This window comes from Synechocystis sp. PCC 6714, from assembly GCF_000478825.2.
Taxonomy (GTDB): domain Bacteria; phylum Cyanobacteriota; class Cyanobacteriia; order Cyanobacteriales; family Microcystaceae; genus Synechocystis.
The window spans coordinates 3,335,189-3,348,597 of record NZ_CP007542.1 but is presented as its reverse complement, the minus strand read 5'-3'; the positions used below and the strand labels follow the sequence as shown (position 1 = coordinate 3,348,597).

General features: G+C 47.9%; 13 protein-coding genes. 9 read left to right on the top strand and 4 right to left on the bottom strand.

Translation table 11 applies throughout. From position 1 onward, the window contains the following. Positions 1-364 precede the first annotated feature (364 nt). Positions 365-1,828 (top strand): sodium/glutamate symporter, encoded by a 1,464-nt coding sequence (locus tag D082_RS15240; RefSeq protein ID WP_028948266.1) that lies wholly within the window; start codon positions 365-367, stop codon positions 1,826-1,828. A gap of 89 nt (positions 1,829-1,917) precedes the next feature. Here the strand turns inward: D082_RS15240 and aroH are convergent, their stop codons facing one another. Further along, a complete protein-coding gene (gene aroH / locus D082_RS15235) occupies positions 1,918-2,301 on the bottom strand; it encodes a chorismate mutase (protein ID WP_028948267.1) in 384 nt (127 codons plus the stop codon). A 225-nt stretch (positions 2,302-2,526) separates the two neighbouring features. On the opposite strand from aroH, the gene D082_RS15230 reads away from it, so the two are divergent. The 8 genes from D082_RS15230 (at position 2,527) to D082_RS15195 (ending at position 7,821) form a co-directional block, all read left to right on the top strand. After that, the gene (locus D082_RS15230) at positions 2,527-3,696 is read left to right on the top strand and encodes a glycosyltransferase family 2 protein (RefSeq protein WP_038531736.1); all 1,170 of its coding nucleotides are present in this window, start codon (positions 2,527-2,529) and stop codon (positions 3,694-3,696) included. Positions 3,697-3,737: 41 nt separating this feature from the next. Beyond that, a complete protein-coding gene (locus tag D082_RS15225) occupies positions 3,738-4,052 on the top strand; it encodes a DUF6883 domain-containing protein (protein WP_028948269.1) in 315 nt (104 codons plus the stop codon). A 41-nt stretch (positions 4,053-4,093) separates the two neighbouring features. Continuing rightward, on the top strand, positions 4,094-4,414 hold the full coding sequence (locus D082_RS18830) for a hypothetical protein (protein ID WP_071880843.1): 321 nt from the start codon (positions 4,094-4,096) through the stop codon (positions 4,412-4,414). A 112-nt stretch (positions 4,415-4,526) separates the two neighbouring features. After that, entirely contained in the window at positions 4,527-5,321 is a 795-nt protein-coding gene (gene cobM, locus D082_RS15215; protein ID WP_028948270.1) for a precorrin-4 C(11)-methyltransferase, read from the top strand. Positions 5,322-5,438: 117 nt separating this feature from the next. Next, on the top strand, positions 5,439-5,861 hold the full coding sequence (locus tag D082_RS15210; RefSeq protein ID WP_028948271.1) for a BlaI/MecI/CopY family transcriptional regulator: 423 nt from the start codon (positions 5,439-5,441) through the stop codon (positions 5,859-5,861). Continuing rightward, complete coding sequence (locus D082_RS15205) at positions 5,861-6,706, top strand: M56 family metallopeptidase (RefSeq protein ID WP_028948272.1); 846 nt, start codon at positions 5,861-5,863, stop codon at positions 6,704-6,706. The genes D082_RS15210 and D082_RS15205 overlap by 1 nt, the downstream gene beginning before the upstream one ends. 87 nt (positions 6,707-6,793) lie before the next feature. After that, positions 6,794-7,276, top strand: coding sequence for a thioredoxin-dependent thiol peroxidase (gene bcp, locus D082_RS15200; RefSeq protein WP_028948273.1), 483 nt, complete (start codon positions 6,794-6,796; stop codon positions 7,274-7,276). A gap of 17 nt (positions 7,277-7,293) precedes the next feature. After that, the gene (locus D082_RS15195) at positions 7,294-7,821 is read left to right on the top strand and encodes a hypothetical protein (protein ID WP_028948274.1); all 528 of its coding nucleotides are present in this window, start codon (positions 7,294-7,296) and stop codon (positions 7,819-7,821) included. Positions 7,822-7,897: 76 nt separating this feature from the next. On the opposite strand, the gene D082_RS15190 is transcribed toward D082_RS15195, so the two are convergent. The 3 genes from D082_RS15190 to D082_RS15180 all read right to left on the bottom strand — a co-directional run bounded on the left by D082_RS15190 (position 7,898) and on the right by D082_RS15180 (position 13,326). Next, entirely contained in the window at positions 7,898-8,299 is a 402-nt protein-coding gene (locus D082_RS15190; RefSeq protein ID WP_028948275.1) for a ubiquinol-cytochrome c reductase iron-sulfur subunit, read from the bottom strand. Between the two features lie 96 nt (positions 8,300-8,395). Next, positions 8,396-10,141, bottom strand: a complete 1,746-nt coding sequence (locus tag D082_RS15185; protein ID WP_028948276.1) for an HlyD family efflux transporter periplasmic adaptor subunit — start codon at positions 10,139-10,141, stop codon at positions 8,396-8,398. Positions 10,142-10,293: 152 nt separating this feature from the next. Further along, the gene (locus D082_RS15180; RefSeq protein ID WP_028948277.1) at positions 10,294-13,326 is read right to left on the bottom strand and encodes a peptidase domain-containing ABC transporter; all 3,033 of its coding nucleotides are present in this window, start codon (positions 13,324-13,326) and stop codon (positions 10,294-10,296) included. Positions 13,327-13,409: the final 83 nt, after the last annotated feature.

The window sequence follows — 13,409 nt, the reverse complement described above, 5'->3', positions numbered from 1 at the left end:
TACTTTATGCTCGGATTCTCCCCATAATTAGGGGAACCAGAGCGTTTCTCTGACGTCCTCTAACGAACCGGAAATCAAGATTTGTTAATTAGGCGCCAAACTAAGTCCGAACAAACCAAATTGCCGTCATAGCAGGGAGAAGTTTATACCTAATCTTGCAGAAAACTTGCGGAAAAACCGAATCAGCAAAAGATAGCATGGGAGTTATTCTGGAGACCAGTTTGACTAATATCCCCATGTCTGGGGTGGCAATAATCCAGCTCAAATCAAAGTTCTGTTTGAGATATGCTTTTTTCATGGAGCTTGCCATTGCAACAAAAACAAAATAAGCAAAATCATTCAAGATCATCATTAAAACTAGATAATGCTCAATTTAATTAATGTTTTATTTGCCTTTATAACCGTAGCGATTTTAATCCTAGTAGGTAGGCTTCTCAAGCAAAAAATTAGACTATTTCAAAAACTGTATTTACCCGAATCGATTATTGCCGGGGCGATCGCCCTAGTGTTGGGGCCAGGCATTGTCGGTTCCATTGCCGTGGCCTTGGGGGTGCCCGCGGATAGTTATTGGGCGGGGGGAGTATTTCCCGAAACTACCCGTACAGTCTGGGCCCAGTCCCCCGGAGTATTTATCAATATAGTCTTTGCTGCTTTGTTTCTCGGAGAAACCATTCCCAAACCGAAGGAAATTTGGCGTAAAACCGCTCCCCAGGTAGCCTTTGGCCAGACCCTTGCCTGGGGCCAATATGTTCTGCCCATACTGTTAACTTTATTGGTTTTAATTCCCCTATTTGATGTTGATCCCATTATTGCTGCTCTAGTGGAAATCAGTTTTGAGGGGGGCCACGGAACAGCGGCGGGGATGGCCGAAACCTTTAATCGATTGGACTTTCCCGATGGGGGAGATTTAGCCCTGGGGTTAGCAACGGTGGGCATTGTCACAGGGGTAATTGCTGGAACGGTGCTGGCCGATTGGGGCAGAAGAAATAATTACATCCAAGAAATACCGATGGAAGTGACCACAGGGGATGCCCAATTTCAACCTACAGCTCATCTGGAGAGTGATCGGGTTTTAACCAGAAGGGCCCGGCTAATGCAGAATCTTTTAGTTGATCCCCTATCTTTGAACTTTGGTTTTACGGCTTTAGCCGTGTTAATTGGCTGGATAATTTTAGAATTACTCAGATTGTTGGAATTTTTCACCTGGGGAAAAACGGGTTTTGAGTTGGCCGGAGCCATTCCTTTATTCCCTATGGCATTAATTGGAGGAATTATTGTCCAATTAGTCATGAAAAAACTAGACTTGGATACCCTAATTATTCGTAATTTACAGGAAAGAATTGCCGGAGTTGCATTAGATTTAGTGGTGATAACTGCTTTGGCTTCTATTAAACTGCAAGTTTTAGGCAACAATTTACCAGTTTTTCTGAGTTTATCCTTAGTGGGAATTGTTTGGAATATTTTGGCATTTGTTTACCTGGCACCAAGAATTTTGCCCAGCTACTGGTTTGAAAGGGGCATTGGTGACATGGGGCAATCCATGGGAGTTACTGCCACAGGGATTTTACTGATCAAAATGGTGGATCCCCATAACCGTACCGGCGCTTTTGAAAGTTTTGCCTATAAGCAATTATTTTTTGAACCCATTGTGGGGGGAGGATTATTTACAGCGGCGGCCCCCACTTTGATCCGACAATTTGGCTTAGTTCCGATGTTAATTTCTACCTCTGGTTTATTAGCTTTTTGGCTAATCTTTGGTTTCTGGAACTACAAGGTGATTAAACAGGAAATGATCGCCGAAGCAGATTCCCCCAACCCAGTCAGTTAACATTGGAGTCCATGGGACAATTAACCCCAGTTAATTTTGTACCATTATTTAATATAATCTGATCAAATCCAGTGCTCAAAATTAAGGCCTTAAAATCGGGCCAGATGCCAGTCGGGGCGTAAACTCCGGGCTTGCCGTAGATAGGCATGGTACATCTCGGACTGGGGGCTTTGACTATTGACGTGGATCAGAACCCGAATGCAACGCTCTAAGCTGCCTTTTACGTACATTTGCTGCACATCTAACAGGGGCACATTTTCCCAGCGGGGCCTCTGCCTGGCGATCGCCGCCGGAAAAATAGCATCGAGGTCAGGGGTAACGGAAAAAGTCACGCTGACAATGTCTTCGGGGGGACAGGCATTATTCGCTTCAATGGCATCCAGTAGCTCACAGACCGCATCTCGGATTGCCTCAGAGGTATTTTCCGAAACCGTTGTTGCACCCCTAATAGCCCGAACTTTCCAGTCCACCACCCTCAACCTCCTCAGTTAATTGCTAGTAAGTTTAGTCTTTGTTGTTTGGATTTAATTTGATCAGTCCAGCGCCGGGGCCAAAAGTTCCCCGTTTAGTCCCAGTCCAACTCTAAAGGACTATTTTGATTGGAAATCACACCCATCTTACCGGACAATTCGGTTACGATGATTGACTGACCTTTTGCCCATTGCGCCCAAGTGCCTATGCCTCGCCTTAGCCTCTGCATGATTGTTCAAAACGAAGCCGCTTTCCTGGGGGATTGCCTGGCCAGTGTGGCGGATTTAGTGGACGAAATAGTCATAGCAGATACGGGCTCAACGGATAACACAGTGGCGATCGCCACCCAGGCGGGGGCCAAAGTGATCACAGTTCCCTGGGAAGATGATTTTGCCCTAGCCCGCAATCAAGTCCTAGCGGCCACCAGCGGCGATTGGGTATTAGTACTCGACGCTGACGAACGATTAAACACTCTGATAAAAGATGGGATCGAAAAGGCGATCGCCATGGACAATGCCCTAGTGGTGAACCTAATGCGCCATGAACTAGGCAGTAATCAATCTCCCTATTCCTTGGTATCCCGACTATTTCGTCGCCATCCGGCGGTGCGATTTAACCGTGCTTACCATGAAACCATTGATGACAGTGTGTTGGCGTTATTAGCCCAGGAACCGGATTGGCAAGTGATCGATCTACCCGGGGTGGCCATTTTGCACCAGGGTTATAGCCCCACTTTGCTTAAACAACGGAGTAAAACCCAGCGGGCTAAAAACTTGCTGGAAAAGGCCATGGAGGACAATCCCCAGGATCCTTACCTCTCTAGTAAGCTAGGAGCTTTATATTGCAGTCTTGGGGACGAAAAAGAGGGAGTGAAACTACTCAAACAGGGATTAAAACGCAATACCGCTTCTGCCCCCGTTAGGTTTGAATTGCATTACCATTTGGCCAACGCTTACCGCCGTCAACAAAAGTGGGAACTGGCCCGCAAGCATTACGAAAAGGCCCTCGATGAGGAAATTTTATTACCTTTAAAATTGGGCGCTTTAATTAACTATGGCGCTTTTTTACAAGACTTGGGCGAGTTAGCAGAAGCAGTGAAAATTTATCAAACAGTAATTCACATCGATCCGTCCCAGGCGATCGCCTTTTTCAACTTGGCCATGATTTACAAAGCCCAAGGAAACTTAATTGAAGCGATCAAGGGTTATCAACAGGCCATTGGTCTGCAACCAGATTATGCAGAAGCCTATCAAAACTTAGCTGTCACTAGTTTTAAAGCTGGCCTAATCCAAGAAAGTGTCGATGCTTTTCAACAGGCGATCGCTCTTTACGAACAACGACAGTCCCCGGAAGCAGAAAGGCTTAGGAAAAACCTGCAGGAAATGGGTTTGATCTAAATGTGGAATTTATTCATGGAAATGCCAAAGGAATTGTTTGAGTGAAACTGGCTCAAGATTCGATTATCACCCAGGAAAAGTTAACTGATTATTTGCTGAAGCGACTGCCAAAGGACGATAAGTCTCAATATTTAGCCAGAGCTGGTTATACTCGAAGTAACTGGCGTCAATTGGAGCAGGATCTACGCCAACAAATTCTAACCTTGGACGCCATCCCCACTGGGAAAACCCAATTTGGTCAAAAATATGAAATTATTGGTTTTCTCAAAGGTCCTAACGGTAAGTGTCTCAATGTGAAGACTATTTGGATTGTTACAGAGACCGATACTCGCCTTGTCACTCTCTTACCCGCATAACTTCGTATAGCAATATGATTTACCCACTCTTTTCAAAAGTAATGTTAACGGAAGATATTCCTGAGTATGGTTTGACCCGGTATCAAACTGGTGTTGTGGTTGAGCATTATTCGGGTTTAAATGGTCAAGAAGATGGTTACAGCATTGAGGGATTAATTCCGAATGACACGGTAGAAGTTACAGAATCCCAGATTCAAAAAGTGGCAAAAAAAATAATACGCTTCCGGCATTTTACTCATATTAAATCAGAGCGAAATAACAAAAGTTTAAATGGGCAAAAAATGTTCATTAGGAATTCAACAAAGACCAATAATAAAATTTTCTATGATAATAAAAGCGAAAATGACAATTTAGGTATTTAAACTAAATATTTAAAATGGTCTTAATTGTGAAAATTTTACGCAATTTATAGTTATCGATAAATACAATTTGTTTTTCTTATACCTCCCAGATAATTTTTATAAGAACGTCTTCATGGATTCACAAAACTCTTCTTTTTCTCCAGCGGTTTATTTTGTTGGGGCGGGCCCCGGTGATCCGGATTTATTGACCATCAAGGGACAAAAGCTCCTCCAGGCGGCGGACTTAGTCCTCTATGCCGATTCCCTGGTGCCCAAGCAAATGTTAGCGGATGTCAGACCCCAGGCGGAATGTATTGCTACCGGGAGTAAGACATTGGAAACCATTCTGCCCTTGATGATCACAGCGGTGCGCCAAGGAAAAATTGTGGTGCGGCTCCATTCCGGTGATCTGACCCTCTACAGCGCCATCCACGAGCAAATGCAAGCCCTGGGGGAAGCGGATATTCCCTTTGTTTGTGTGCCGGGTATTAGTGCATTTCAGGCGGCGGCGGCGATTTTAAACTGTGAACTTACGGTGCCTGATGTAGTGCAAACCATTGTGTTGACCCGCATTAGTGGGGCTGCTTCGGCGGTGCCAGAAAGGGAAGAATTAGCGAGTTTGGCCTACCATCAGGCCAGTTTGGGGCTATACCTAGCTGCTCGCCATGTGGAAAAAGCTCAGAACCAATTGTTAGAGCATTATCCCGCCGATACTCCCGTAGCCGTTTGCTTTCGAGTGGGTTGGCCCGATGAAAAGATTTGGTTAGTGCCCCTGGCAGAAATGGCGGCCTTAAGTTTGCGGGAAAATTTAATCCGCACCACCCTGTACCTGATTAGCCCAGCTTTAAAGACTGATTTACCCCGGCGATCGCGGCTTTATCATCCCGACCATAGCCATTTATTCCGTCCAGTCCGCCCCCTATCGTAACAACCAGTTAAGTCCAGAGATATTTCTGCTTTCATTAGCTTATTTTCTTGCGGAGGGAAGTTAGGATTAGTGGTGGGAGTTACTCCCTCCAAAAAGAATTAGTATTTCCCCCTCCCCATGAGCTGGATTCCCCCCTACCGTCCCCAACAGTTGTCCCTGGGCCCCCTGGAGCAGGAAATTTTGCAAATCCTTTGGCAATTGGGACAGGCCACGGTGAAAGATATCCATGATCGCATTTTGAGTGACCCTGACCGAGAATTAGCCTATTCATCGGTGACAACAGTGCTAAATCGACTCACCAAAAAGGGTTGGTTAGTGTGCCATCGCCAAGGCAAGGCTTTCATTTGGACAGCAAGGGTGAGTGCGGAGCAGGCTAAGGCAGTACAGTCCTATGAGCAGTTGCAGCAATTTTTGGCCATTAGTAACCCGGATGTGGTGGCCGCTTTCGCTGATAGTTTAGATACCGCCAGCATTGACCAGTTAACGGCGATCGCCGATCGTTTGCGAGCGGCCCGGCAACAGCGACAGGAGGAGAAATAATGCACAGTATTTTATTTGCCATTGCAGTTTTAATTGCCTTTGGCTTGCGTTGGGCCATCCGTTGTTGGCCGGGCGGATTATCTTGGTCCATAGCGTTAGCCTTTTTTGCCCTTCCTCCCCTACTGTTGATTAGCACTAGCATGGCGATCGCCTGGATGGGCTGTGGTTGGATGTTTGGCTTACCCGCTAGCATGGGCAGTCACTTTCTGGCTTGGCTATTTTTGTTCTGGACGGCAGTGTGTGTTGCCCACCTTGCCTGGCAAACTTGGCAAACTTTAGCGGCGGTAAAAATTCATCCCTTGGCCGATTGGCAAGGACAAAAAATCCGTCTTTTGGATACTCCTTTTCCCTACAGCGCTCAGGTGGGACTATGGTCACCGGAGCTGGTGGTAAGTCAGGGGTTGCTGAAATTACTGTCTCCGGAACAGGTAAATGCGGTCTTAGCCCATGAAAATGCCCATCGTTTTTACCGGGATACCTGGACATTTTTCTGGTTGGGCTGTTTACGTCGCCTAACTTTTTGGTTACCGGAAACGGAATCCTTATGGCAGGAATTACTTTGGCAAAGGGAATGTCGAGCCGATCGCCATGGAGCAAAAAACTGTGATCCCCTAGTGCTGGCGGAAGCCCTGGCCCTAGTGGCCCAAAATTCTATGCTTGCTAATCCTATTCCTTTGGCAGTGCCCTTCTCCGGTCAGCAAGACCGCTTACTGGCCCGCATTGACCAGCTACTCGGTTTTTCCATTACCCCAGATTCCCATCGCTTGGCCAGCTGGGTTGGCTCTTTCCTTCTCCTGGCGATCGCCATTTTGCCCCTGATTTTGATTCCTTTACATATCAAGTAAATTAAGACCATTAAGGTCAAATTTTAAGCAATAATCATCAGCCTCGTAAAAATTCGCAAAACCATTTCCATTGAAATATTTTTAGACATGGCCACTGCCTTAGAAATTAATCAACCGGCCCCAGCTTTCTCCGCCCCCAATGCCGAGGGTAAAATAGTTTCCTCTGCTGATTTTTTGGGACAGTGGCTAGTGCTTTATTTTTACCCCAAGGACAATACCCCCGGTTGCACCACCGAAGCAGTGGATTTCAGCGAAAAGTTACCAGAATTTGCGGCCATGGATGCTGTAATTGTGGGGGTTAGTCCCGATTCGTCCGCCAGCCATTGCAAATTCATCGACAAGCATAAATTAACTATTCAGTTACTCAGTGACCCGGACCATCAATTAGCTCTAGCCTATGGCGCTTGGGGACCAAAAAAGTTTATGGGCAAAGAGTATGAAGGCATTATTCGCTCCACTTTTTTAATCAATCCCGAAGGGCATATTGCCCACATTTGGCCTAATGTCCGGGTTAAGGGCCATGTAGAAAAGGTATTGGGGAAACTACAACAATTAAAGGGTGCTGATTAATTACTGATTAATTGTTTATGCAAAAATTACTTTTGGGCAAGCAAATCCTTCCAGCCTGGCAAGACTTTAGCGTTAACTTAATCAATTCCTGTCAACGTCAATTGCTTGGTTTACTGAGCCTTGGCCTAATTTGCTTCTGTCTAAATGCCTGTCAAAATGCCCCGCCCCCTTTGGAATTTGCCCCTGACGGTGCGGTGGTACAGCAGGCAATTAATTTCCAACTTAATCGTACCCAAACTGCCCTAAGCCAACATTTAAACGCCCCGACCCCGGATTTTGAAATTAGCAAAATCAACGTAAAAAAAATCGAGGCGATCGCCGTGGATAATTTACCGGCCTATCACCTCGCTGGGGGATATGACTTAAAACTAATTTTGCCCCGTCAAACGGTTATCCAAAAGCAAAACCCCTTTGAGCTTTACCTGCAACGGCAGAGTGAAGGCAAAAGTTGGCGGTTGTTAAAAAAAGACATTGACCCCCGCACCAACCAGGAAAAATGGGGTAGTTACCTAGTGGAATTAGAGGGGGAAGGGACAGATAGCTAGGTTAGATATTTGGTTGACACTCCCCACGGATAAATCCGGGGGTGTTCCCGCGCCATGGATTTGGGTAAGTAAAAAACTAGGCTTTGACCAGAATGTTGTTGCCGCTAACCTGGGTAGCATAGGTGGGTAAGTCCTTGGTGGCCGGGCCTTTCAGCACCTTACCCGTGGCCGCAAATTCCGCTCCGTGGCAGGGACAGACAAATTTACCGTTGGCCTTTTTCCAGTCCACCTGACAGCCATTATGGGTACAGGTGGGATTAACCGCACTAATCTGACCGCTATTACCGTTGGGCACCACCATCACGGGACCTTTGGGGGTATTGCCCTTGAGTTGTCCCTTGGCTTTGAGATCCGCCATAGTACCAACGTTGACCGTTTGCCCCTGGCCATTACTACTATTACCGCCAAAACAACCAGTGATGACGGCGATCGCCGTGCTAAAAGCGGCGTAGGAAATTAACTTGCGTCGTTTGACCATGGTGGATAGGGATAAAAACTAGCCCTAGTGTAGCCAAATTATCGCTATTGTGGCATCGGAGGACTGTCCGATATCACGGGGGCAAAAACTGGAAAACTAACGAACGGTTTCCAAGCTCTCAATTTTCTTAGTGAATAACTCGGTAAAAATACTCATCACGGTGCGTTTTTCCCGCACTCTGATGTTGGCAGTGACGGACATACCCGACTGGAGGGGAATTTCCCGCCCTTGACTGACCAATTCCTGGCTATCGAGCTTGACCCGGACAGGGAAACGATAAAACTGATAGGTCTGATCGGGGGGTAGGGCATCGGAGCCAACGTATTCCACTTCCCCATTCACTCCGCCAAATTCGCTGTAGGGGAAAGAGTCGATGCGTACATCGACGGGCATACCAGTGCGGACAAAGCCAATATCTTTGTTGGTAACATCCACCTCAGCAATTAAGTTATCCGTGGGGATGATTTTCATTAACGGTTCGGTTTGGTTGGGGGGGGTCACGTAACCAGGGGTAGCTTTGAGATCAAATACGACTCCATCCACCGGCGATGTAATTTCTTGATAACCCAGATTGACCTTGGCCCTTTCGATTTGTCCGTTCAATTCATTCAAACGTTTGTCGTTATCAACAATGATTTTGGTGATCTGGCTATCGATTTCCGCTAACCTTTTGTTGTTATCCGCCAGGCGATCGTAGATGTCTTTGTCGGTGACAGCGCTGGTATTGGCCAGACGGGCTTGGGCCTGGGAGATCAGAGATTGGAGTCGAGTTTGTTCCGTTTCCAGTCGCTGAATTTCCGCTTGGCGGGACTCAATTTGCTGTTTCTGGCGATCAACTTCCACCACCGTGTTAACTTTTTGTTCGATTAATTGCTGAGTTCTGTCATTGAGGGACTGTTGCTGTTTTTCCACCTGCAACCTAGCTAAAGCACCTTCTTCCAGCAGAGGGGTCATACTGTTGACAATGCCCGCCTCAATGGCCAAACTTTTTTCTGCTTCCACCAGGGCCGCTTCGTTGCGTCCCAATAAACCTGTCAGGATTTTTTGGTCTTCCTGAAGCTGAGTTCTTTCCGACCTTAATTGGGAACTGGCCTGCTGTAGTTGTTTCTCGATTTGGCGAATTTCCAGTTCAGCGGCGGTCACACGACTGCCCAATTCAAAGCGGGCCATTTCTAGGCGGGAAAGCTGTTCTGCATTTAAATTACCTCCACCGTTCCTCAGTCCCAACTGTAGGCGATATAGTTCATTTTCATTGATTAACGCCACCCGGTTATTGGCTAGAGCCACCACTTCCCAAGGTAAGTTGAGTTGGGTAACTGCATTCTGTAACGCGCTACCTTCTAGGCCGTTCTGTAACAGGGTGCGGTAAAAGGCATTTTCCTGGAGGATTTTGGCGCGGATATTTTGGGCGGCCGTCAACTCTGCTTGGGTGCTGCTGGAATCCATAACCACCAGCACTTCACCTTTTTTAACTTTGCGGTTATTTTCCACTAATACTTCCTTGACCACCCCGTTTAAGGGAGCATTAATGTCCTTCACCGTCTCAATGGGTTTTAATTGTCCAGTGGCGGGTATTACTTGTTCAATGGTGGCAATGGAAGCCCAAGTCACCGCTACCACGGTCACCCCCATAATAGCAATGGCAATGCCCCGGGCCCACATGGGGGACTGGCGCATGACGATGGCTTGTTCTGGCTGGAATAGGGAGGAGTTGGAAGTGAGGGGAACGGGAGTTTTGGCAGCCTTTTCCTGTTCTTTTACGTCGGCCAAGGTGCCTGCATCCATGGTTTTGGGGCTGTGGCCGTTCCGTTGGGTAGCATTTTCTTGGATAGGGCTATTCATAGGTTCTAGAGGCGATCGCCAGGGTGATGAACAAGGGAAAAGGTGATTAGGCGAGGAGTTTATTAATGCTAGTCACATAGACAAGGTTGTAAAACAAATGGCAAGCAATGGCCAGACCAGTTGATAAAAATTCACAAAGTTTAGACAACGCCTTAGACATCGTCACCGCCGGCCCCCTGTTGTTGATAGAGGTAGTAGTATCTGCCTTTGAGGGCGATTAATTCGTCGTGACTACCTTGTTCCACAACGGAACCTTGATCCATCATAACGATTACATCGGCGCTCCGGACGGAGCTGAGGCGATGGGTAATGAAGAAAACCGTGTGTTCCCTAAACGCATCTCCTAGGTTAATGCAAACCTGCTGTTCGGTAATATAGTCCAGGGCACTGGTGGCTTCGTCCAAAACTAGAATTCTGGGCCGCTGTAACACCGATCTGGCGATGGCAATCCGTTGCCGCTGTCCCCCAGACAGGGTAGCTCCCCGTTCCCCTACCCTGGTGTTGTAACCGTTGGGTAAAGTCATAATAAACTCGTGGGCAGAGGCGACTTTAGCCGCCGCAATAATCTGTTCCGTGGTCGCGTCTGGGTTAGTGAGGGCAATATTTTCCTGCACTGTGCCCTCAAACAGTAGGGTTTCCTGCGGCACCACCCCCACTTGACGGCGAAGGGAATAGAGTTCCACTTTGCCAATGTCGAGGCCATCCACCAAAATCCTGCCTCCTTCCGGTTCATAGAGTCGGGAAAGCAGTTTGGTGAGGGTACTCTTACCCGCACCACTTTGTCCCACCAAGGCCACAAAGGTACCCGGGGCAAAGGAAAGATTGATGTTATTCAACTGTAATGGCCCCTGTTTTTTAAACCGGAAACTAACGTTTTCAAACTTCACTTCCCCGGCAATTTCCGGCATGGGGATATTTTGGCGATCGCGCTCCGATTCCTGGGGAGTATCAACGATATCCGCCAACCGTTCCAAGGACAGGGCCGTTTCCTGGAAGTTTTGCCAGAGTTGGGTCAAACGGAGAATGGGGGAGGTAACATAGCCGGCGATGATACGGAAAGCGATTAACTGACCTAGGGTCAAATCCCCATCCAGCACAAGGGATGCCCCCACCCACAGCACTAGCAAACCCGATAGCTGATTGAGAAAATGGCTCGAGGAACTAGCTAAGGTAGAAGTGATAACAGTGTTAAAGCCTGCCCCGACGTACCGGGAATATTTGTCCTGCCATTGCCACCGGGATCGCAACTCGATGTTTTGGGCTTTGACAGTCTGGATACCGGACATTACCTCCACCAGATAGGACTGGGTTTGGGCATTCCTTTCCGCCTTTAACCTTAATTGCCGACGGATGAGGGGGGAAAACACCAGGGTCAAAATGACAAAAATGGGTACAATCCCCAGGGCCACCGCCGTCAGCAGAGGGCTATAAATGAGCATGACCACGATATAGACCACGGAGAATACCGAATCCAATACCACGGTCAGGGCGGTACCAGTCAAAAATTGGCGAATATTTTCCAGCTCGTTAACCCTGGTGGAAATTTCCCCCACAGGACGGTTCTCAAAATAACTTAGGGGCAACCGCAGTAGGTGGTCGATGATTTCCGACCCTAAACTCATATCGATGCGATTGGTGGTATCAACAAACAAATAGGTACGCAGGGTACTCAACAGGGCTTCAAAAATGGCAATGGAAACTAGGGCGATACCCAGCACCTGGAGAGTGTCTTTGCTGTTTTGCACAATCACCTTGTCAATGATGATTTGGATCATCAGGGGATTGGCTAGACCAAATAGCTGGACGAAAAAGGAGGCGACAAAAACCAGCAGTAAAATATGGCGATACTTCACCAAAGCCGGCCAAAACCAACTCAGGCCAAACCGTTGTTGGGGAGTATCCTTGGAGGGGTACATCATCAGCACTTCTCCTTGCCCTTCCTCTCCCCAGGTTTCTAAAAATTCGCTGGTGTCACGTTTGACTAGGCCCAGTTCTGGCACAGCAATTTTCACTTCCCGATCGCCAGCTTCGTAGACCAGGGCAAGGCTGTCCTGCCAGCGGATGAGAAAGGGCACCTGCATTTGCCCTACAACTCCCTTGGGGATGCGGACTAACTGGCTGGTCAAACCCATCAACTCGACAATGGCTCCGCAAATAGGCAGAGAAAGAATCTCACTGCGTTTAATTTCTTCGGTAACAATCCGTTGGATGATATCCCGGCGGAAAGGCATACCAAAATATTGACTGATCATCTGGAAGCAAGCTACCCCGGCATCGGTGGGATTCTGGCCCCGGACGATGGGATAGTTTTTGCGGCCGGACTTGACCACAGTAGGCTCTGGCAATGCTTCTCCCAACTGATTCGGATCAGCGTAGGGAATGTCATCCCAGGGCGAATCTTCCGGAGCAAGGGTAGTCACCTTAGCCAAGGGCACTTCCCCACCACCATTGGTGGCGCCGTTATTGCGCCCAGAATTTCCAGGGAAAAATCGGGGCAGAGGAGGTACACCAATTAGACGGACGGGGGTTTGGGCTTTGAGCACAAGGGCAGAGTCTGGGGAAGGCAGGGCACTACCCCGGGGGCATTGCTCCAATTCCCCACTACTCACCAACCAGAGTTGGTCGGGCTCGGGCAAATCACTGGGCAAACTGTGACTACCGGGTTTCAACTCATAAACCTGGCTCTGGGGCAACATTTCCAGGGTTAATTGGCGCAAATCCACATTGCCTTGGGCAGTGCGTTGTAGCTGTTCCCCCAATAAATCGAAGAGTTCGACCCGACCGCATTGGTGCCGATAGACCCTTGCTAGTTCTGGGTATTTATCCACCAAGGCCAAAAACTCGTCCCTGGTCAGGCTGGCGCAAATGGTTTCTGTGGAGGCGATCGCCGTTTCACAGGGGACATTTCTGATGGCATTGTTATCCCCAATCACCGCACCATTTTGAAGTAAACCCATGGTGGCAGGGTAGCCCGTGCCGGGATCGTAGCCCAAAAGCCGGGCCTGGCCACTGATCAAAAAATAAACATGGTTAGCCAACTTTCCCCGGGCCAAAATTATCTGTCCCATGCGAAACCGCAATGGTCTTAGTTTTGCCGCTATCTCGGCGATCGCCGGGGCTGGAAGTTGCGAGAAGGGTTCAACCTCCTGCAAAAAAGACTGATAATCGGCAATGGTCAAACTCATAACGACAAATAAAAGGACAGGGAAAAGGGGTTGGCAAACAGCTTAAGACATAATTCTAGAATTCTCTAAACATTCTCGCTGTT